This is a genomic window from Flavobacterium hydatis, from assembly GCF_000737695.1.
Taxonomy (GTDB): domain Bacteria; phylum Bacteroidota; class Bacteroidia; order Flavobacteriales; family Flavobacteriaceae; genus Flavobacterium; species Flavobacterium hydatis.
The window spans coordinates 72,528-93,434 of record NZ_JPRM01000012.1 but is presented as its reverse complement, the minus strand read 5'-3'; the positions used below and the strand labels follow the sequence as shown (position 1 = coordinate 93,434).

General features: G+C 30.6%; 19 protein-coding genes. 6 read left to right on the top strand and 13 right to left on the bottom strand.

Annotated features, from left to right (window positions below; genetic code table 11):
* Positions 1-466 precede the first annotated feature (466 nt).
* The 9 genes from IW20_RS09195 to IW20_RS09155 form a co-directional block, all read right to left on the bottom strand.
* Positions 467-724: a DUF6952 family protein gene (locus IW20_RS09195; protein WP_035621165.1), complete on the bottom strand. Its 258-nt coding sequence runs from the start codon at positions 722-724 to the stop codon at positions 467-469.
* Positions 725-845: 121 nt separating this feature from the next.
* Positions 846-1,154, bottom strand: coding sequence for a thioredoxin family protein (locus IW20_RS09190; protein ID WP_035621164.1), 309 nt, complete (start codon positions 1,152-1,154; stop codon positions 846-848).
* A 174-nt stretch (positions 1,155-1,328) separates the two neighbouring features.
* The gene (locus tag IW20_RS09185; protein WP_035621162.1) at positions 1,329-1,967 is read right to left on the bottom strand and encodes a peroxiredoxin; all 639 of its coding nucleotides are present in this window, start codon (positions 1,965-1,967) and stop codon (positions 1,329-1,331) included.
* 135 nt (positions 1,968-2,102) lie between these two features.
* On the bottom strand, positions 2,103-3,713 hold the full coding sequence (locus IW20_RS09180) for a glycoside hydrolase family 3 protein (RefSeq protein WP_035621161.1): 1,611 nt from the start codon (positions 3,711-3,713) through the stop codon (positions 2,103-2,105).
* Positions 3,713-4,165 carry a GNAT family N-acetyltransferase gene (locus tag IW20_RS09175; RefSeq protein WP_035621160.1) on the bottom strand — a complete coding sequence of 151 codons (453 nt, stop codon included), beginning with the start codon at positions 4,163-4,165 and terminating at the stop codon, positions 3,713-3,715. Before IW20_RS09175 ends, IW20_RS09180 begins: the two co-directional genes overlap by 1 nt.
* A gap of 181 nt (positions 4,166-4,346) precedes the next feature.
* Positions 4,347-4,685, bottom strand: a complete 339-nt coding sequence (locus tag IW20_RS09170; RefSeq protein ID WP_035621159.1) for a hypothetical protein — start codon at positions 4,683-4,685, stop codon at positions 4,347-4,349.
* 23 nt (positions 4,686-4,708) lie between these two features.
* Positions 4,709-6,247, bottom strand: coding sequence for an MFS transporter (locus IW20_RS09165; protein ID WP_035621158.1), 1,539 nt, complete (start codon positions 6,245-6,247; stop codon positions 4,709-4,711).
* The gene (locus IW20_RS09160; RefSeq protein ID WP_035621157.1) at positions 6,231-7,805 is read right to left on the bottom strand and encodes a glycoside hydrolase family 10 protein; all 1,575 of its coding nucleotides are present in this window, start codon (positions 7,803-7,805) and stop codon (positions 6,231-6,233) included. Before IW20_RS09160 ends, IW20_RS09165 begins: the two co-directional genes overlap by 17 nt.
* Positions 7,806-7,990: 185 nt before the next feature.
* Complete coding sequence (locus tag IW20_RS09155) at positions 7,991-8,395, bottom strand: GNAT family N-acetyltransferase (RefSeq protein ID WP_035621155.1); 405 nt, start codon at positions 8,393-8,395, stop codon at positions 7,991-7,993.
* Positions 8,396-8,697: 302 nt separating this feature from the next.
* Here IW20_RS09155 and IW20_RS09150 point away from each other — a divergent pair, with 302 nt between their 5' ends.
* From IW20_RS09150 to IW20_RS09130, 5 genes are all read left to right on the top strand, one after another.
* Complete coding sequence (locus tag IW20_RS09150) at positions 8,698-9,258, top strand: porin family protein (RefSeq protein WP_035621153.1); 561 nt, start codon at positions 8,698-8,700, stop codon at positions 9,256-9,258.
* 176 nt (positions 9,259-9,434) lie between these two features.
* On the top strand, positions 9,435-9,767 hold the full coding sequence (locus IW20_RS09145) for a YegP family protein (protein ID WP_035621150.1): 333 nt from the start codon (positions 9,435-9,437) through the stop codon (positions 9,765-9,767).
* 291 nt (positions 9,768-10,058) lie between these two features.
* Positions 10,059-10,250: a cold-shock protein gene (locus tag IW20_RS09140; RefSeq protein ID WP_035621148.1), complete on the top strand. Its 192-nt coding sequence runs from the start codon at positions 10,059-10,061 to the stop codon at positions 10,248-10,250.
* A gap of 514 nt (positions 10,251-10,764) precedes the next feature.
* Positions 10,765-11,214: a hypothetical protein gene (locus IW20_RS09135; protein ID WP_035621146.1), complete on the top strand. Its 450-nt coding sequence runs from the start codon at positions 10,765-10,767 to the stop codon at positions 11,212-11,214.
* 84 nt (positions 11,215-11,298) lie between these two features.
* Positions 11,299-12,759: a Dyp-type peroxidase gene (locus tag IW20_RS09130; RefSeq protein ID WP_035621144.1), complete on the top strand. Its 1,461-nt coding sequence runs from the start codon at positions 11,299-11,301 to the stop codon at positions 12,757-12,759.
* Positions 12,760-12,921: 162 nt separating this feature from the next.
* Here the strand turns inward: IW20_RS09130 and IW20_RS26220 are convergent, their stop codons facing one another.
* The 4 genes from IW20_RS26220 to IW20_RS09115 form a co-directional block, all read right to left on the bottom strand.
* Positions 12,922-13,074, bottom strand: a complete 153-nt coding sequence (locus IW20_RS26220) for a hypothetical protein (protein ID WP_165571421.1) — start codon at positions 13,072-13,074, stop codon at positions 12,922-12,924.
* Positions 13,075-13,315: 241 nt separating this feature from the next.
* Complete coding sequence (locus IW20_RS09125) at positions 13,316-15,022, bottom strand: helix-turn-helix domain-containing protein (protein ID WP_035621142.1); 1,707 nt, start codon at positions 15,020-15,022, stop codon at positions 13,316-13,318.
* Positions 15,019-15,879, bottom strand: a complete 861-nt coding sequence (locus IW20_RS09120) for a thiopeptide-type bacteriocin biosynthesis protein (RefSeq protein WP_165571420.1) — start codon at positions 15,877-15,879, stop codon at positions 15,019-15,021. Before IW20_RS09120 ends, IW20_RS09125 begins: the two co-directional genes overlap by 4 nt.
* An 11-nt stretch (positions 15,880-15,890) precedes the next feature.
* Positions 15,891-18,134: a lantibiotic dehydratase family protein gene (locus tag IW20_RS09115; protein ID WP_035621138.1), complete on the bottom strand. Its 2,244-nt coding sequence runs from the start codon at positions 18,132-18,134 to the stop codon at positions 15,891-15,893.
* A gap of 287 nt (positions 18,135-18,421) precedes the next feature.
* Between IW20_RS09115 and IW20_RS09110 the strand changes: the two genes are divergently transcribed.
* On the top strand, positions 18,422-20,818 hold the full coding sequence (locus IW20_RS09110) for a TonB-dependent receptor (protein WP_035621136.1): 2,397 nt from the start codon (positions 18,422-18,424) through the stop codon (positions 20,816-20,818).
* Positions 20,819-20,907 lie beyond the last annotated feature (89 nt).

The window sequence follows — 20,907 nt, the reverse complement described above, 5'->3', positions numbered from 1 at the left end:
AGACGCACTGCGGTGCGTCTCTAACTGTGTGCCTCTACCTGTGCATGATGATACCTTTGTCAAAGTTTTGAACTTTGACAAAGGTTGCGCCGAAACTTTGTAGATTTTGATTATGGATTAAGATTACGGAGACGCACTGCGGTGCGCCTCTACCTGTGCGCAAAGATACGTTTGTCAAAATTTCATTTAATAGTATATACTCTATTTTACATATAGCCTTTACTCTCTTTATTCTATTCTCTTTATTCTATTCTCTTTCTTCCGCGAAAGGGATGGTCGCTGGCTACCGAAGTAGCGCAAACAGCCCGACAGCATTAAGGAAAGGGGCGCATATAGACATGCTTAATTTGCCCCTTTTCTTAATGGTGGCTCGCCCAAAGCTTAATTATAACCAATAAAAAAACGCACCCCGTTAAGAATGCGTTTTTAATAATAATTATTTTTTTTAACCTTTTAAGCTTAATAATTATTTATCGATTGATCCTAAAACACGTTTCATAAACGTATTTAATGCTTCTTTTTTATCGGTTCCCTGAACTACCATTTTATGTACTTCTAATGCTCCGTACATATTAGAAATCAATTCGCCGATTACATCTAATTCTTCATCTTTTAAAGATGGTATTTCGGTCATTGCTTCCAAAACCTCAATAGTTTCGATGATATAATCCTGATCGTTTTCTTCTATAAACTGCGTTAATTGTTTTATTACTGGTAATTTCATTTTTTTATTGTTTAAAGTTTAAGGTTTTAAAAAGTTTAAGGTTCAAAGTTTGCGAGTAAAAATTGCTCGATGAAGTTTAACTGTTAAGTTCGTCAACTTTAAACATTAAACTAAAAAAACTTTAAAGAATCTCGTTTACTAACTCGATTAACACTTCTTGTTTGTTGGTTTGTGTTTCGTTTACCAATTTACCATTTACAAATGTTGCAAATGTTGGCAAGTTACTCACATTAGCTAATTTTCTTGATTCTGGTGAATTTTCAGCATCTACCAATACAAAAGTTAATGCATCATTTTCTGTAGCTAATTTTTTGAATTTTGGTTTCATTATGCGGCAATTTCCACACCAAGAAGCCGAATATTGCACGACAACTTTCTCATTTTTAGCAACTAAATCTGCTAAAGTATCTTCATTTAATTCGATTAACATTTCTTTTTATTTTTTGAGGTTCTAAGCTACTGAGGTTCTAAGTTGCTAAGTTTTTTAGCTTCTTTTTCTCAGTCTCTTTTGAATAATTTACGGCACGAAGATTCTAAGTTACTAAGGTTTTAAGAGTAAATCTTAGAACCTTAGCATCTTTATATCTTAGAAACTTTTTTAAAATTAGTTTGCGCTTAAGTACTCAGCTGTACTTAATCTATCTGCGCTCATTGCTTCTTTTCCAGCTTCCCAGTTTGCAGGACAAACTTCTCCTTTTTCTTGGATATGTGTGTAAGCATCTACCATACGTAAGTATTCGTTTACGTTACGACCTAATGGCATATCGTTTACACTTTCGTGGAAGATTTTTCCTGTTTCATCAATTAGGTAAGTAGCTCTGTAAGTTACGTTTGAACCTTCGATGATAACTGAATCTGTTTCTTCGCTGTAGCTTGTAGATTCGATATCTAGGATACCTAAAATGTTAGCTAAGTTACGGTTTGTATCTGCTAAGATTGGGTAAGTTACTCCTTCGATTCCACCATTGTTTTTTGGAGTGTTTAACCAAGCGAAGTGTACTTCGTTTGTATCACATGAAGCTCCGATTACGATTGTATTTCTTTTTTCAAATTCTGGTAATGCAGCTTGAAAAGCGTGTAATTCTGTTGGACATACAAAAGTGAAATCTTTTGGGTACCAAAACAAAAGTACTTTTTTGTTATTGTTTACTGCTTCTTCAAAAACATTGATTTTTAAATTATCTCCCATTTCTGAGATGGCATCAATTGCAATACTTGGGAATTTTTTTCCTACTAAAGACATATCTTTCGTTTTTAAATTAATTATTTATTTGATGCAAAAATAGTATATAAACCCTCCCGGAAACAATAGGATGCGATTATAAATATTTATCTATTAATAAATTTAAACTATATCCAAAAGATTTGTTTTTCTAAATTATTGAAGTTCAATATTTACAGGTAATTTTCCGATACAATTAGAATTTTCTAAAAGTTGAATTCCTGCATTTTTTTGAAACGTAATAAAATCCTGATATACTTCGATAAGTCCTAAAGCTTGTTTTGTATTCGGAATTATTGGTAAAACATAAGGATTTCCGAAAACGTACAGTACACATTTTTTGGTTTTCAATAATTTTCCTAAAAGTGCTAAAACCTGTTCTTCGATATCGAAGTTGTTTAGTGGTTTTGCTTTTGGTACAAACAAGGATATAATAATTGTATCGTATGGCTCTAAATCTTCTTCGACTGAAGAAATTGTAATACTTCCTGCTTCGATTGCAAATTCTGGGCTTGCTAATTGTGTATTTAATGTTTTAAAGAAATCATTATCGACACTTTTGTATAAGCTTAACTTGGCAAGTGTATTATTTTTATGTGCTTTAAAAACAGTTTCGGTATTAGAATTATCTATAATTTTTGTGATACTGTTTTGCGCTATTTTTTCGTTTAATAAAGCTGTTTTCTCAAAATCCAGAATTCCTGATCCTGCTTCTGCCTGATTTAGGATTCCTGCTTTTTCTTTGCATTTCCAGATTCTGTTAAAACTTTCTTCTATGCGTTCTGGCGATGCGTTTTCTAGAATTGCCTGAATTCCTTCGGGTACATTCTCTGCAAAACACAACACATCGTTTCCTGCATTAAATGCTTCCCATTCTAGTTGTCCTTTTACATCGTATAATTTTGATACGCTGTGCATATTTAATGCATCTGAAATCACTAAACCATCATACCCTAATTGTTCTCGCAACAGGGTTTCGATAATAGGTTTTGATAATGTTGCTGAAGTATCTTTTCCTGAGTTTAAAGCCGGAACGGCAAGATGTCCTATCATAATTGAATCGACATTATGCTCGATTCCTTTTATAAATGGATATAATTCGTTTTCTAATAATTCTTCTAATGTTTCTTTTAAAACTGGTAATCCTAAATGAGAATCTACATTGGTGTTTCCGTGTCCGGGAAAATGTTTTAAGCATCCTAAAACTCCAACATCTGACATTCCTCTTAGATATTCTAATGCAAAATGGGAAACTTTTTCTTTGTTTTCTCCAAACGATCGATACCCAATAACTGGATTATCGGGATTATTATTTATATCTGCCAGAGGTGATAAATTATACTGTATCCCTGCCGATTTAAGGTCTTGCCCTATTTGTTTTCCTACTTCGTAAACCAAATCCGATTGGCTTTCTGGCAAGGCTCCAAGGGTAATTGCATAAGGATATTGTGGTGTTTTCTCGACACGCATTGCCAATCCCCATTCGGCATCGATACTTATTAAAAGTGGCGTTGGAGCACATTTCTGGAAACGCTCTATTCTTTCTTTTAATTGTTTATAGCTATCATCGTTAAAAACGATTTTTTTATTGCCTTCGTAATTAGTTGCGGCACTGGCACGACTATGAAAAAATGTAAGTCCGCCAATATTATATTCTCGAATTAATCGTTCGGTTTCCTGAATATTTTCTTCGGTATCATTTATAAAAACTGCAGGAAAGAAAAACTGTCCTACTTTTTGTTGCAATGTTTGTGGTATTTTGCTCATTAGTTAATTGTTTTTTTCATGCATACACTATTATCCATAACGTCATACGGAGGATAATTGGGTATTATTGAATATTCTGCTTTTTTGTATAGAGATATAGCTTCTGGTTGGTTTATGCCAGTTTCTAAAATGGTTTGTTTGTATTCTATTTCTGAAGCCCAAAGTTCTAATTCGGCTAGAATTCTATATGCAATTCCTTTTTTGCGGTAATCAGGATGTACAAACATTCTTTTTATCTCGACAGTTTGATCATCATATCTCCTAAAAGCACCACAACCTGCCGCTACTCCATCTTCATAATACACAACTACATGTTTTATCTTATCGGTTTTATTAAACTGATTATAAAAATCATGATCTTCTCCGTCTCTAATTTTTAAATCCTGATCTAATAAATAAACCAGATTTGTAAAATCGATATTGTCTGATGTTGTTCTCTTTAATGTAATCATGATGATAAAATTTCTAACATGTTATAGTTACATTTTCTGTTTGAGATAGTACTAAAACATACAATTATTTTTAACCATATAAGTAATGTAAGTCCAATTAAGTTTTATGCCGATTGGCTAAGCTTACATTTACTTATATTGCTTATATGATTAATTTTTATAATAATAATTTTCTATTCTATTAAAGCTTCTTTTTCTTCTGCTTTGCAAGTAGTGCTTTGGTTTGCAATGCTTTTTCGAGTCTGTTTTTAAACCTAAAAAGTTTTGGCATTCCTTCTAGTCTATCTTCAAGTGTAATTTCTTCGTAAATTAGAATGGCTTTTTCTAATATCCGAATTTCATTATCTATATCATTCTGGTTTTTATAAATGGTTGCCAATCTATCATAAGAGTGATTTCCTTTAAAACCTTCATTGCTATTCTCTTCGTATAACGCAATTGCTTTTTCAATCTCTCCTGCTTTTTCAAATTCAATTGCTTTCAGGTTGCGTTCAACCTGTATGTTTTCATTGATTTCCATGGATGTTATATTCTAATTAAATCTTATTCTATCTTCTTACCAAAATCTTTTGGAAAGAATAAAAATCGTGAAAGTATTACTCCCGGAATTGTGGCCAAAAATACCCAAATAAAGAAGTTTCCGTATCCTAAATATTCCTGAATATACCCACTTACCATTCCTGGCAACATCATTCCTAATGCCATAAATCCTGTTGCAATAGCATAATGTGAAGTTTTTGATTCTCCCTCGGCCACATAAATTAAATACATCATAAAAGCCGCAAACCCAAAACCGTAACCAAACTGTTCTATAATTACAACTGCGTAGATATAATAAATAGATGATGGATGAAAATAAGCCAACAATATAAAACCTATAATAGGTAAATGCATTGTTAGGATCATAGGAAGCATCCATTTAGTAAGTCCATGTCTAGAAATAGCAATTCCGCCTAAAACTCCGCCAAGCATTAATGCAATTAATCCGAAGGTTCCGTAAATCAGACCGATATCTTCGGTGTCTAATCCCATTCCGCCTTTTTCAATTATTTTGTTGTTTCCTTTTGTATCAACAAGTTGATTTACAAAATCTATTCTAGGTTTATTTAGACTTTTATATTCTTTTGCATCTTTATTTTCTACCTCTTGTAATAGGTTTTTCGAGTTTCTTTTCTCTACCTGAATTGGTAATTTAGCATACAGGAGTTTCAGTTCTTCATCTGATAATTTTTCTCCTGTCTTGATTTTTGAATTGTAAATTGCTAAAGCTTTACTCTGATTTTCATCCGAACTTGTTTCGACTAATTCATATCTTATTGGATCTACTAAAAATGGGGTTAGCATTTTCATTAATTGAGATTCTCCTAATCTGAATAATAGGATAAAAGCTAGCGCTAAAAGAATTTGTTTTTTCTTAAAGAAACTTGCAAAAACAGATGCAAAACTTTGATCTGCAATTTCTTTTGCTGTTCCTGCTGCATTAACCTCTGTTCTCGGTGTTGAAAAATAGTTGTAAGTAGTTATAAACGTCATTAATAACCCGACAAAAATCATTGTATATGACCATGCTTTGCGATTATCTCCGTATTTATGTTCCAGATAACCTGCCAAAAGCACTATTAATCCGTTCCCTGCCAACATCGAAAGTCTGTAGAATGTACTTCGGATTCCGAGAAAAAAAGATTGTTGGTCTTTAGGTAAAACCAATAAATAAAATCCATCGCTTGCAATATCATTTGATGCTGAGGCAAAAGCCGCAACCCAAAATATAGCCAAGGTCATTATGAAGAAATTATTTAGCGGAATTGTAAATCCGACAATTAAAAACGCAATTGATATAATTAATTGCATCGACAAAAACCATTTTCTTTTGGTTCCGTTTAGTTCTATAAACGGGCTCCACAATGGCTTAATTACCCAAGGTAGATATAATAAACTGGTATAAACACCAATATCTTCATTTGTAATTCCTAAGTTTTTGTACATAAGTACCGAAACCGAAATAATTACCGCATAAGGTAATCCAGATGCAAAATTCAAGAATGGAATCCAAAACCAAGGTTTATTATTTTCTGTTTTCATCTGTTATTTCAGCTACGTTTATTTTAAATCCTTTTTTTAAATCTATAATAGTTGGAGTACTTTCGTTTGCGTAGTAATCGATAAATGTGATTGCACATGCCTTAAATTTCTTCATCGTTCTTTCTGAAAGGACAAAATAAATAGAACCATCTATTTCATGAACTGTTAGTTTATCGATAATTTGCGTAGCATCATTTATATCAAGTTTTGCTTCACTTTCGGCTCCATAAACTACAATGTAACGTACTTTGGTATTTAGCGGGTATTTAACTTTAAACGAATAATTAACACTATCTTTTACAAACTCGCTTACCGTAGGAACATCTGCCACAACCTTTCTAAGATTAGGAACTGCTAACGGAATTGCTGGATATTTGTATTGATTCTCCGCTAAAAGGCGTACTACGTCCTGGTTTTTATTAATAAGCAGTTTGGCACTAAAATAAGCACTTCCGGTTACGTTCTTAAAACTTCTGGCATAATCTACCTGATTTGGGATTTCTGATGGAAGGTTCCAACTTTTATCACTATCAGCTCTAATTTTATACGGACTATGCCCGATATAAATAGCTGTATTATTAGAATTTTCTGACCACCATTTTACTAATTTAGAATAATTAGCTCTTGTATTATTCATACTCCAATACAGTTGCGGCAAGATATAATCAATCCATTTTTGGTCCATCCATAAGATAGGATCTGCATATAAATCATCATAATTAGATGTCGATTGTGTATCTGAACCCTTTGGATCTTTAGATTTATTACGCCAAACTCCAAAAGGACTAATCCCAAATTGTACCCAAGGTTTGCAGCTTTTTATTGTAGTTGATATGGTCTGAACAAAACTGCTCACATTTGCTCTACGCCAATCGGGTAGACTAAGTCCATTACCATATTTTTTATATGAGGCTGTATCGTTAAATTGTTTTCCTGGTACGGCGTAAGGATAAAAATAATCATCAAAATGAATTGCATCTATATCATAATTCTCTACAACCTCTTCTACAATCGTTGTTAAATGTCTTTGTACTTCGGGCAAAGCTGGATCATAATATAATTTTCCTCCATATTCTATCATCCATTCTGGATGTGTTATTGCGTCGTGATTTGTGTATAAACTATCTTTTTTTAAGTCGAATGTTGCTCTATATGGGTTCATCCAGGCATGAAACTCAAATCCTCTTTCGTGCGCTTGTTCTATCATCCAAGCCAGAACATCGTAATATGGTTTTGGTTCCTGACCTTCTTTTCCTGTTAAGTAACGAGACCAAGGCGCTAGCTTTGTTGGGTAAATAGCATCACCAACACTACGTACTTGTACAATTACTGCATTAAAATTAAGTTTTTTATAAGTATCTAATATTTCAAGATAATCAGCTTTTTGTTTTTCAGCATTATCTACTCTACTTTTAGGCCAGTCTATATTAACAACAGTTGCGATCCAAACTCCTCTAAATTCGTTTTTAGGATGCAGATCTTTTTTCTGAGCAGTTATACTCCACCCTGAAAATAAAAAAATTAAAAAAAATAATATTATGTGCTGATTTTTATGCATTTCAATCTTAATTTATACAGAAACCAAAAATAGTTTTTTTAGTGAAGTTTACAGGATAATTTATTAATAAAAATTTATAACTCACAGAAAGGTAAGCTTTAATAAACCCAAACAGAGTCTACATTTAATTAAATAACTATATATGAACTATATAAAGTCATTTTTAATAAGAATTAAATCTGATTTTAAAATCGTATTTTCATTATAGTAAACTCCTGCCCTGACTTTAAAAAAGTAATTTGAGTATCGACTAAACCAAACTTTTCGTAAAAAGACTTTTTGTTTACTCTTGCATTGCACCAAACTCGTTTTATACCATTGTTTTTAGCACGTTGTAATATATACTCTAAGAGCATTGTTGCAAAACCTTGTCCTTGTTGTGCTGTTAATGTTGCCAGTTTTCTGAATTGCATTTCCTCATTATCTTCAAAACATGAAACAATAGCAACAAGTTCAGATTCATTATACAATCCAAAATGTATTCCTAGATCATCTTCTTTTAATTGTACAAATTCAAAAGGCATATCTGGCCACATCACTTTATGCCTGATTTCCCAAGTTTCCGAAGCTGGAATCTCCTTGATTATCATAATTGCTATTCTTTAATTGGATAAGAATCCAAATTTAGAATTTATTATTACAAGAGAACCAAGTTTGGCTCACAAAGCTTTTATAAAATTTTACAGAATTCACCTATATTAAACATCAAAGATATTCGTGTTTTTTAGTTTATAATCCTCTTCAATAAAAACTGCATCATTCTATTTTTCAATTAAATACAAAATCCATTCTTAAAAAATCCATAAAAAATAAATAAGATATATCTTTCGATTTCAGTTTATAATAATTAATTTTAATGTCTAAATATTAATTACTCTAACAATTCACACGTATGAAAAAGTTCTTTTTAATCACGCTATTATGTATCAGTGCAAACAGTTTTGCCCAATTAGTACAATTTGGACCTATAGTTTCTTCTAACATAACTTCTATCCTAACAGATGATTATAGCTCTGATAGTTCAGGAACTTCAATGGGTTTTGGAGGATTTGCAAGAGTTAATTTATTAATGTTTTATGGACAAGCAGAATTTGGATATGCACAATCTAAATTTACAGTTTCTGAAACCGGAATTGCTAATACCGACTATAAATTATCAGGAACTGAAGCTACTCTTATTGTAGGTTTTAAAATTATTCCTTTAGGAAAACTAGGAAACGTAAGGATTTTTGGTGGTTACAACTGGAAAAACTATTCTAATATAGATGCCAATAATGACTTAAACTACATCGACATTGTAAAAAACAACAATAGCTTCCTTGGTGGTGTTGGTGTCGATTTATGGAAATTTACTCTAGATTATAGATATTTAGCTGGAGTTACAGATATTGATGCATCTGGTTTAAATGCTAAAACGGCTGTTTCGAATATCAGTTTAGGTTTTAAATTCTAAAAAAATTATCATCGTATTATATAAACGAGAATCTAATTTTAAAATTAGGTTCTCGTTTTTTTTGCCCTTTCATAAAAAATTCAACATTTTACTGTTTCCCATAATCTTTGGAATAATTTTCTTTTGTATTTTTATGAAATAAAACAAACTATTTTTAACCTTAAACCATATTGAGAATGGGAAAATTTGTAATAACAAAAAGAACTAACGGAGAGTTTCAATTTAACTTAAAAGCTGGTAACGGACAAACGATTCTTGCAAGCGAAGGATATTCGGCAAAAGCAGGTTGTTTAAACGGAATCGAATCGGTAAAAACTAATTCGCAAGACGATTCAAAATTTGCAAGAGAAACAGCTAAAAATGGCAAACCTTATTTTAATCTAAAAGCTAGTAATGGGCAAATCATCGGAACTAGCGAAATGTACGAAAGCGTAGCAGCAAGAGAAAACGGAATTGAATCGGTAAAAAACAATGCTCCATCTGCAACTACAGATGACCAAACTAGCTAAAAATAGTTTAAACATATCTCTTATAACATCAAAAACCACTCTTATCGAGTGGTTTTATTTTTTAAGAGCTGTCTACTATATCTTTTTCTTTTTTTGACAGGAAAAAGAATTCTGCAACAACCTAGGTTAGAATTTTGGTTTGTAACTAAAAAATAAAGCAAAAACTCGATATCTGACATAATTCTTAACTAAACGTTAAAATATATAAAATTCTTTTTTAAAATAAAAACTAACTATCAGTTAGTTAAATATTTTTTTAGAGTACATTTACTAATAAAATTAATATAAATTATGAAAACAGGAGTAGTAAAATTTTACAATGAAGCAAAAGGATTTGGATTCATTACAGAAGAAGGTACAGGACAAGACATTTTTGTTCATGCATCAGGTTTAAAAGAACAAATTAGAGAAAGTGACTCTGTTCAATTCGAAGTAGTTGACGGAAAAAAGGGTAAAAACGCAGTTGAGGTTACAGTAGCTTAATACTCGTATCGATTACGTTTGCCTATTGGTTTAATATGAAGATAAAAGAATAATATTCGATATACTCTCAATAATAAAACCCGACACATTACTCACAACAGTTTGAAAAACAAAAAAATCCTGTAAACAATGTTTACAGGATTTTTTTTGTGGAATTACTAAAACCTCATCTTTATTTTCAAAGTGATCGAATTAAGGTTTTAGAATTGTTTTCAATACTACAAAACATCATTCTTTTTAGATAATAACACTCCTCTTATTCACTAAGCTAAAAAGACTATCTAACAATTCAGGTAAATGCAATCCTCTTTTCTGTAAATATTCCTAAGTATTAATACTCAATATAAATATTTTAAAAACAAGTATTTATACGCTTAACCCATTGTAATTCTTAGACTTACTTTACTTGATTATTCTACCATTTTCTTCCGCATACATATATCTATGAAATCAATATCCCCGCGTCGCCGAAAACGGAATCAAAGAGTAGGCAAACATTAAACAATATCTTATTATGCAACCCGTAAATCCATTAACAATGTATGTGCCTATCTATCAAACGACAGACGCACAAGCTCAAGCACTAGCAATATATCAGGCTTTCAACAATCCGATAACAAAAGCGTCTCTAGATAAAATGGCAATTGTACATTATGCCAGAATTGCTCTTGTACCTAATACTAACGGATCTGGTATAGCAGGAATATTAGTTATTACCGAATTCGATGGTAATATGAACTCATATCTAGAAGCTTTTTACAATAATTCCGACACTATCAAAACTGCTTTTATTGCTATTATCCAATTATGGGTAAACAAACCAGCTGACTTTCCTACTGATCCTACGAAACTAACTTATACTATTTTCTCAAATTTCATTAATGAAAGTAATCTTAGCCAATCTGAAGATCTTTATTATGCTTATCCTCAATCGGTAAAACAGATTGTTGCCAAATTTTCTTAACTGTAAGAAAATAACAGAAAAACAAAACAATCTCAGTTGGGCTATCAAGTCCAACTGTTTTTTTATAATTTAAATTTTAATTATATGTCTACCATACAACTCCCAAATGTAGCTAAACCTGATTTACAAGATATACAAGGCCTTATTATAAGAGGTTATACCCATCCTTGTTCTGTACATATGTTATTTAAATTCAGTAAAGATTCATTATTAATTGAGTATATCAGAGGTTTTTTTAAAGATTTACTCCCCTATCTCCAGAATGCCGAAGATTGGGGGCCTTTAAAACCTGAATACATGCTTAACATTGGCCTTACTGCTAATGGAATTGCGATTACTAACCCCGAACTAAATGTTCTTGCTTCAAGTTTCTCTGCAACATTTAAAAAAGGTCCTTGGGACAAAAATAACGCTCAACAATCCCTAGGTGATTATGACGCTGGAGCGCCCAAAAACTGGTGGTTTAATAACATTAAAAATGAAGAAATTCATTGTGTTGTACACGCTTATGCTATGAACCCAGGCGCACTAGATAAAATCGCTGAAATTATAACGGCTGCAGCCAAAAAAAGTAATGAAGCTGTTACTGAATTAAAACCTCTTCTGCCAAATAAAGGAGGATTTAATCAGCCAAAATCAGGCAGATTAGAACAATATCCGCTAATCCCAGATGATTATGTACATTTTAGATACAGAGATTCTATAGACAATCCCGACCTTAATGATAACCCTGCAGGAAAAGACGAACAAGATCTTAACAATTTTCTTATAGGTTACAGTACGCTCCCAAATCCTATACCAGGTCCGCTTTCTGGTCCTGAAGCTAAGTTTGCCAAAAATGGTTGTTATAATGCATTTAGAATCCTTCATCAGGATACAGAAACATTTAATACTTTTTTAGAAGAACAGGCAGAAATAGTTGCTCCAAAAATAAATCAGTCTAAGGAATATACTGTTGAGTGGCTTGCTGCAAAATTATGTGGTCGCTGGCGTAATGGTTCTCCATTGGTACTTTCGCCAGATAAACCTGAACACGATACCTCTAAAAGTACCGATTTTATGTATAAAGCCAATGATGACATGAAAGGTACCAAATGTCCATTTTCTGCACATACAAGAGTTTCAAATCCGCGAGACGAAGGTGTTGAGGTTGCAGGCTCATCGCTTGTACCCCGTATTTTAAGACGCGGAATGGCTTACGGAGCTCCAATAGCAGTTGATCCAAAAGCTGATCGGGGTCTTATAGGTTTGTTTCTTTGTGGTGATTTAAGTAGTCAGTTCGAAACTATTTATGGATGGATTAACCTGAATAATTTTAGCCCTGTTTTTCCTCCTGCCGATAATACTCCGCAAGACCCAATGATTGCCAATCGCATCGTGCCTGCGCAAAGTAATATTGACCCAAATTTTACTATACCAATGCCTGATGGATCAAAAATTATAATCCCTGGTCCTCTGCCGCAATTTGTAGTTACTAGAGGAACAGCTTACTTCTTATTACCTTCTATCTCGTCTCTTAAAGGAATAGCAGAAGGCACGGCTTAAATAAAAAATTGAATTATTACTTTAATGATTGAAGAAACAAAAAAACCTGTAAACAATGTTTACAGGTTTTTTTATGGAATTAACAATCAGACAATTTAACCTTTATAATAACTTCATTTTTAATAATATAAACATATCAATACTACTCGTTTTTTTTAGATTCTATCCGTGTTGACCTGAATTTGTTGGAGGTGTAATTTTTATTTTATCCTCTTCGCTTTCCCCTCCAATAATTGTCTTCATGTTTTTGAATTCAGCTACTTTAAATTTATCTAAAGATAATTTTTTGACCGTTTTAACTTCTTGTTTTTTCATAGATTTAGGTATAAGGTTATTTTTTTTAAGTGAATATACTACCTCCTGTAATCAGTTAAAAACTCTTGTAGTCGGAATTTATAAATTTCGCCCATAAAATTCTACAAGCTGCTTACTACAATATATATATTGTGGTACATAGATACTTACTCTATAGGAAACCTTATTTATGCGGGTGCGGAAAATCTTTACTATTAAAATAGTTTGTCAACATTTTAAAGACATAAAAAATCATGCTAAATTATTGCTCTGTATTTTTTATAAAATAGGATGGCTGATATCCTGTTTTCTTAAAAAAGGCTTTCGAGAAAGATTCAGAATTACTAAAACCTACCTCCTCGGCGATAGCTTTTATGGAATAATTTCTAAATTTTTTATCTTCTCTTAATCTCGTAATAGTATCCTCTATCCTTAGATCATTAATGTATTGACTGAAATTTTTGTTCTTGTATTGGTTAATAGTTTTAGATAAGTATGTACTATTGGTTTCTAATCTTTTTGCAAAATCTGCCAGATTGATATTTGGTTCTAAATAGCCTTTATTTTTTTCAAATTCAGCAATTTTTCCTAAAATTTCATTTGCTTTCTCTTTTGGCAGAACAATTGTTTTTTGATTATTTTCATTTGGTTCAATAACAGTTTCTAAAGCAGACTTGTCTATTTCGTTCTTTTTATTTTCTTCATTATGAATATGTAGTAATTCATTAAGTCTATTTTCATAAAGTTGTTTTTCTTTTTTAGTTTTTAATAAATAAAAAAGAGAAAATCCAAGTCCTATAAGAACAATGAAACCAATACCAATATAAATTCGTTTTTCCTGATTTATTTTTAAAATCACATTTTCCTTTTGCAATAATAAATGAGGTGTATCATAATTTTTGTTAATCTGCTCTCCTAAAATAATATCATTTTTACTTATATAAGAATCTATTTCGAGTAAGCGATTCAAATAATACAGCTGTTTTTCGTTATTTTTTAATTTTTTGTATATTTCAATTAACTGGATGCAGTTATTACGTAAATCTATGGTATTCAAACCGCTCTTAACTAATATAGAATCTGCTGTTTCAAAATTATATATAGCTTTATCTATATCCTTTTCATTTTGTAAAATATTTTTACCTCTATAATAATAGCTAATTGCTAAATTTAATTTATCACTAGTTGGGGTTAGTATTATAATAGCTTTGTCTAATAAAACGGCGCTCTTTAAGAATTCCTTTTTGTAGTTATAGCAAATCCCTTCGTACATAATCAAATATTTATAAAAGCGATTATCCGAGTTTATTTGTTTTTGTAAATCTTTAATATAATAAAGCGCTGTATCTATTTTTTTTAAGCGAATATAAATATCAGCTAAGACCCAAGTTGTGTATACATAATTAATCGAGTGAATATTTTTAGACTTAAAATGATTATAATTTTTTATTATAAGAGGTAAGGCTTCTTTTGATTTTCCGAGCTCAATTTTAATTAATGCTATTTGTTGATTTACCAATAAGTTTTGCTCAATATTTCCTTTTCGCAAAGAATACTTTTCTGCTTCTAAGATATTGGTCAATGAAGCTTTAAGATCCATTTTTTTCATCAAAAAATTACTCTTCAATATATATCCTTTAGCAGGATAATTAAAATCATTGCTTTTTTTAGTTAATGCAATAATTGTGTCTGCATATTGCAATGCAACTGCATCATTTGTAGTGCTCATGGCGGCCATATATAATCCATTTGCCTGGATTATTTTATCCTTTTGTTGTTTTGATTTTTTATAATACACATCCGCATAAAGCGCTTTCGTTTTTTTGCTTATAAAATAATCTTCAAAACGTTTTTCTAATTCTTTAAAAGATGTTCCTTTAAGAGAATCTGGAATAACAAAAGTTTCTTTTTTTTGAGAAAAAAGTGCTGTTGTAAATAATAGTAAAACAATTAAGATAAAGTACTTCATATTCTTGCTGCAATATTTTTATAAAATCTATTCATAAAATCATAACATAACATTTCATAATGCCTTTGTTTTGATCTAAAAACACGATTGATATTCATGTGAATAAGTGATGAAATAAAATCTTCTGAAATTGGAGATGATTTCCTATTTATTATTTCTTTTATTATATCGATTTCTTTTGGGGTTATTTTTACCATATCTATTAATCCTTCTAAATAAACAGGTTCTTGTTTTTCTTGTAAAAATAACACGATTTCATTTCTATAAGTTCGATACAAAAAATCTAATTTCTTATTATTTTCTTTATCGATTTGTTGTTCTTTTTTATAAGCTTGTTGTATAGACTCCACAAAACTAATTCGATTATTAAGAGGAATATTAAAATTTTCTAACAAATCATTAATCATTTGTAGTGAAGCAAATACTCTGGCAATCTCATCATCTTTAGGAGTGGTATTACTAATTAAACTTACTGTTTTTTTGCTGTGATAATAATATAATTTTTCAACTAACTCTATAGTTGTTTCCCCATAACGCTCCATTTCTCGTTTATAAGTTGCCGTTACAACATCGATCACTAAATCATCATCAATCAATCCGCTAAAATGAAACTGCATTAGTTTTATCACTTTTGAGATATCATTTACATCACGCATCTTAAAACGCAATCTTAAATGATTATTAGGATCATTATATCGTACAAAAAACCATTGAAGAATGATTTTTTCTCGAATCAATTCATCTACAATTGGCAAGATGCTTTCAGTTAGAACGCGATCTGCCGAATAATTCCCGCAATAAATTTTGTAATACAACCATTCTTCGCCCAGAATAAAAGTTCTCTTTACTTTTTGCATATGCATATTACTTAAGCATTGTTTTTTATACCAACAATAAATTGATTTGCATAACAGTCCATTTTTCCTTTAACCACTTTGCTGGAAGGAAATAAAAATTCTTCTAAAATAAATTGTGTTTTATTTTTAATTGTTTCAACTAGCATTTCAATACAAGTATCGTTCTCAAGATTAATTACTAATGTATTGTCTCCATCAATCAATGATAAGTATTGATGCTTTTTTATATTCGAAGAAAGAATAGCAGAACGGAATAAACCAGGATTAAAATTTGTTTTATCATTCAATATTTTAAAAAAATCCGGGGATTTATTTTTATTAAAAATCCATTTAGCTTTAGATATAATACAACTCCCAACAGTTACTCTTGGTAAATAATCAAAAAGCTTCTCAAATTTAGTATTAAATCCTATTGCTGATTTACAATTTTCAAATTGCATATCGCATAAAAATTGATAAATTGGTAGTGCATTGTACGAATAATTATGAGCATTAGTTAATCTTGCAATCACCTCTTTATCATGCTTTTTACTCCACAAAATCAATCTTCCCTTTTTTACAAATAACATTAAATCTTCAATGTTTATTTGGTTTGTGACTTGTAAATTAGATTGCCCTAAATACGGTATTTCGTAAGCTCTAAAACTTGGTCTTCTTAATATATTGCCTGTTCTGGATTCTGGCAAATGAATTATTTCGGCAATGATTTTATTATCAAAACGTTCCGATTCAAATGCTGTAATTTCACTTGCAAAATTATTTACCCCTTGATTTCCATAACAAAATCGAGCTAATAAATTTGCTGCACTAGAACCGCCAATACTCTGAATTGCAATCCATTCTTTTTCTTGCTCTTCGATGATTTCAAAAACACATGAAAATGTATTTGGCATATTTTCAGTTGAGAAATCTTCATTTTTAAAATCAGAATAATCTAAAGCAATACTAGTTTCATTATTTAGTAGAGCATTTTGTAATTTATTATAAATGATTTTATCTACCTTATTTAAACTTATATGTTGATTATCGTTATTTATTTTTTGCTTTATTCCAATACTATCTAATAGCGGGGTTGAATCGAAATTGTTATTTTGCAAATACCCTATTCCCGTTTCAATATCTAAAGCTTTTACCAACGGAATCATTTCATATTCATATCTTTCAACAAAGGCCTTTTTAAAATTTTCTAATGGTGTGTTTTTAGGCTTTTCAGAAATTTTATTTAAAAATTTTATTGCCTTAGATACCTCAGTCGTATATTTCTTGTCTAATTGGAAACCATTAGAATCAATAAATAAATCAGTTTGAAATAAATATTTTTTATCAAATGAGACTTTTGTCTTCGATAAGTTTTCTATTATGCCTTCATAATACAATACATCGTTCCCTAATTTTTTGTCGATTTTTAATAACTGATTCTCTATTTTATTCGTCAAAGTTTCAACCTTAGTTGCGCTTTCACTTTCTTTTTTGGCTTTACCTTTCAATTTAATTACTGAAGAACTTCCTGTCAATTTAGGCTCTAATTCTGAAATTAAAATTTGATTAAAAATTAATTCTTCAATAAATTCTAAAGCTTCATTTTTGCTAATGTCTTCAGTTATTAAATATGATGCCAGCTCGTCCTTACCTATTCCAACATTGGCTTTTTCTACGATTAAATCTAAATAATCAGTTCGCCTTAATGCCTCAAGAGAATACTTACGTTTGTTATTTTCTAAGGTATATTCTACATATCTGTAAAAATCTCCTAATTGATAAAGTGTACTATTAGGATAAAAAAGTAATTGATTCTGAATTGCCAGATCTGCTGCTAAATTGTTATAAAAACTAGCTACAAACTGCATATCTAAACGTGTTTTTCTATAGAAGAGACTTTTCTTATCTACAAGAGTACTATCGGTAAAATCATCATAGAGATGTATTTTTGTAGTATCAGTAAGTGTCCCTGAACCACACGCAGCAAAAAGTCCAAAAGGAGTACACCGAGTAGACATTCGTATAAGGTATTTTAATATCGAGAACTTAACTTTCTCACTTTTATAAATAGGATAATCTTCTCGATTGCAAAATTTTAAAATCTCCGAATATAATTCTGGTGATGCCAAATATAATGCTTCATTTATATGAGAATCTTCCAGTAATTCCTTTATAGTATCTACGTCAATTGAAAGCCCTTTTGTAAGATTTTTATAAAAATCAATCGAATAAGCAGGTGTACGTATTATGAAAGAAGAAAAAAAGGAAAAATCCATCTATAAATTTTGATATATCAACAACAAAGTAAGAATATTAATAACTAAAATACCGAAATTAATCATTTATTTTAGATTATACTCTTGTTTTTTACTAAAACACAACTAAAATAAATAATGAACTATTCACAAAAATACACTTAAAATCAAGTAATTACATTTTTTCTGTTCTAAAATTTATGAATAAAGACACGATATTTATAAATCTAGACTAGCATAGTTTGCATCTAATAACTTGTTCATCTAGTTTTGATTGCAGAAAATCACAAAAAACAGGATTTAACTTTATGTTTAAAATTACAAGAATACTAATTACCGCTCTCTTGTTTTATAGTTCTTTTTTGTTTGCACAAGTACAAGTAAGAGGAAAAGTAATTGATATAAAAAAAAATCCAGTCGAGTTTGCAGAGGTTTTATTGATAGATAAAGATTCAACGGCAATAAAAAGCGAGATGACTAATGGTAATGGTGATTTTTTACTATTTGTAGCAGTAGGCGACTATTTATTACAAATAAAACAAATGGGTACTGTTTTATGGAAAAAGAAAATAAAGATTATTGATAGTATCGATTTTGGATCTATTCAAATAATTGAGAAAAATGAACAACTTAATGAAGTAGTCATAAAGACCCAAAAAAAGGTTATGGTTCGAAAAGTAGACAGATTAGTTTTTAATATCGAGAATTCTATCTCAGCAATAGGAGGCGATGCCATTGATGCCCTAAAGGTTACTCCTGGAATAAGAGTACAAAACAATGCTATTGCAATGATTGGCAAAAGTGCCATGGCTGTAATGATAGATGATCGATTATTACAGCTTTCTGGAGAAGACTTGATTAATTTTTTAAAATCAATTCCTTCAGATAATATAAAAAGCATCGAAGTTATTTCTACACCACCAGCTAAGTATGATGCACAAGGAAATAGTGGAATTTTAAATATTAAGCTAAAAAAAGTATTAAAAGACAGTTGGAATACAACATTACGTAGTACTTATTTACAACAAACCTATCCGACAGGTAGTCTTGGAGGAAATTTTTCATACAAAAAAGACAAATTAAATTTGTTATTTGATGTTAATTATAGAAAAGGAAGCGCATTAGACAAAGAGGATTTAACCTTTTTCTACCCAACAGAAACATGGAATTCTATTAATAAAAACAAACCTTCTTTTACTTTTTTTAATGCTTCGCTGAATGTAAATTATAAGCTAACCAACAAAACAGATATAGGAGTACAATATTTGGGCGGTCTTGGTAAATTAAAAAAATCAAACTCGAATATAACAACCATAAATGAAGCTGTTTCCAGCAACTATCTGTATGATATTAATACTATAGACGATGATACTAAGAAAAACAATAATAGCTCTATAAATATTTATTCGACGACTAATATTGATTCTTTAGGAAAAAAATTCTCGATAGATCTGGATTATTTTAATTTTAAAGAGGATAAAGATAAAACCTTCAATTCCTACAATAATAATCCTTTGCAAAGTTCTTCTCTTATTGGTAACAATCTAAGCAATCAAGACATTACTAATTATTCTGCTAAGATTGATTTTGATATGCCTTATCGGTTTGCTGATTTATCTTTTGGTAGTAAAATTAGTTTTACAAATAATAATAGTGATGCCTCCTTTTATAATTTAACCTCAGGAGATCCAATTTTAGATCCATTACAAAATAATATATTTAACTATAAAGAAAACACTCAGGCTTTATACATTTTGGCTAGTAAAAAATTAGGTAAAAAATGGGAGTCTAAATTCGGACTGCGAATGGAAGCTACACAAACTACTGGTACTTCTGAAATTCTAAACCAAACGAATAAAAACAACTATACAAAATTTTTCCCGAGTGCTTATTTATCCTACCAACTTAATGAAAAAAATGTTTTTAATTTAAGCTATAGCAGAAGAGTTGGAAGACCTTCTTATTGGGAGATGAACCCTTTTAGATGGTATGATAATTCAAACCTGTATTCCGAAGGGAATCCATTTCTTCAGCCTTCTTTTACAAATAACTTTCAGATATCCCATTCCTATAATAATATCTTAAACAGTAGTATTTACGCATCAAAAGTAGAAAATGGCTTTGGACAACTATCAACTTTTGAAGAAATAGACGGGCAGAAAATTCAAAAGTTCTTAAGACTTAATTATTACGACCAAACCGATTTAGGACTTGATGTATCAATAACGTATAATTTCTTAAGCTGGTGGAACTGTTTTGCCGATTTAACAGGGTACTACAGCGAGACCAATACAAAATCTATTTATGTTGAGCCTAAATTTTCTGGCTGGGGCGCCAACTTTACAACTACCAATACATTTACTTTAAATAAAAATAAAACCTTTTTTGCAGAGTTAAGCTACATCTATTTCTACCCGAGTATCTCCGGAATATACACTATTAAAGAGTATTCTTCTTTTGATTTTGGAATTAAAATATTGTCTCTTAATAAAAAACTGCAAATTTCAGCCAATGTCTATGATGTATTTAGTAGTAATAGACCTCAATATACATACGTGACAAATGGAATCAAACAAATCTCTAAAAACTATTATGATGAAAGATACCTTAGAATATCGTTAAAATACAGTTTTGGAAATAGTGATATCTCTGTTAATAGCCGTGATTTAGGAAATCAGGATGAAAAAAACAGAGCCGGAAAATAATAATTGATTTAATTCTCCCAGTATTTTTTCAATGGCCAACGAAAAGAGAAAAGAAGTTTAAATATCCCCGCTTGCAAGCAAATTAATTA

Coding starts and splice junctions, on each gene's coding strand:
- IW20_RS09125 (WP_035621142.1), bottom strand. CDS start 15,022: ATGAAGTACTTTATCTTAATTGTTTTACTATTATTTACAACAGCACTT.
- IW20_RS09115 (WP_035621138.1), bottom strand. CDS start 18,134: ATGGATTTTTCCTTTTTTTCTTCTTTCATAATACGTACACCTGCTTAT.
- IW20_RS09135 (WP_035621146.1), top strand. CDS start 10,765: ATGCAACCCGTAAATCCATTAACAATGTATGTGCCTATCTATCAAACG.
- IW20_RS09180 (WP_035621161.1), bottom strand. CDS start 3,713: ATGAGCAAAATACCACAAACATTGCAACAAAAAGTAGGACAGTTTTTC.
- IW20_RS09190 (WP_035621164.1), bottom strand. CDS start 1,154: ATGTTAATCGAATTAAATGAAGATACTTTAGCAGATTTAGTTGCTAAA.
- IW20_RS26220 (WP_165571421.1), bottom strand. CDS start 13,074: ATGAAAAAACAAGAAGTTAAAACGGTCAAAAAATTATCTTTAGATAAA.
- IW20_RS09145 (WP_035621150.1), top strand. CDS start 9,435: ATGGGAAAATTTGTAATAACAAAAAGAACTAACGGAGAGTTTCAATTT.
- IW20_RS09195 (WP_035621165.1), bottom strand. CDS start 724: ATGAAATTACCAGTAATAAAACAATTAACGCAGTTTATAGAAGAAAAC.
- IW20_RS09175 (WP_035621160.1), bottom strand. CDS start 4,165: ATGATTACATTAAAGAGAACAACATCAGACAATATCGATTTTACAAAT.
- IW20_RS09130 (WP_035621144.1), top strand. CDS start 11,299: ATGTCTACCATACAACTCCCAAATGTAGCTAAACCTGATTTACAAGAT.
- IW20_RS09170 (WP_035621159.1), bottom strand. CDS start 4,685: ATGGAAATCAATGAAAACATACAGGTTGAACGCAACCTGAAAGCAATT.
- IW20_RS09120 (WP_165571420.1), bottom strand. CDS start 15,879: ATGCAAAAAGTAAAGAGAACTTTTATTCTGGGCGAAGAATGGTTGTAT.
- IW20_RS09150 (WP_035621153.1), top strand. CDS start 8,698: ATGAAAAAGTTCTTTTTAATCACGCTATTATGTATCAGTGCAAACAGT.
- IW20_RS09160 (WP_035621157.1), bottom strand. CDS start 7,805: ATGCATAAAAATCAGCACATAATATTATTTTTTTTAATTTTTTTATTT.
- IW20_RS09155 (WP_035621155.1), bottom strand. CDS start 8,395: ATGATAATCAAGGAGATTCCAGCTTCGGAAACTTGGGAAATCAGGCAT.
- IW20_RS09165 (WP_035621158.1), bottom strand. CDS start 6,247: ATGAAAACAGAAAATAATAAACCTTGGTTTTGGATTCCATTCTTGAAT.
- IW20_RS09185 (WP_035621162.1), bottom strand. CDS start 1,967: ATGTCTTTAGTAGGAAAAAAATTCCCAAGTATTGCAATTGATGCCATC.
- IW20_RS09110 (WP_035621136.1), top strand. CDS start 18,422: ATGTTTAAAATTACAAGAATACTAATTACCGCTCTCTTGTTTTATAGT.
- IW20_RS09140 (WP_035621148.1), top strand. CDS start 10,059: ATGAAAACAGGAGTAGTAAAATTTTACAATGAAGCAAAAGGATTTGGA.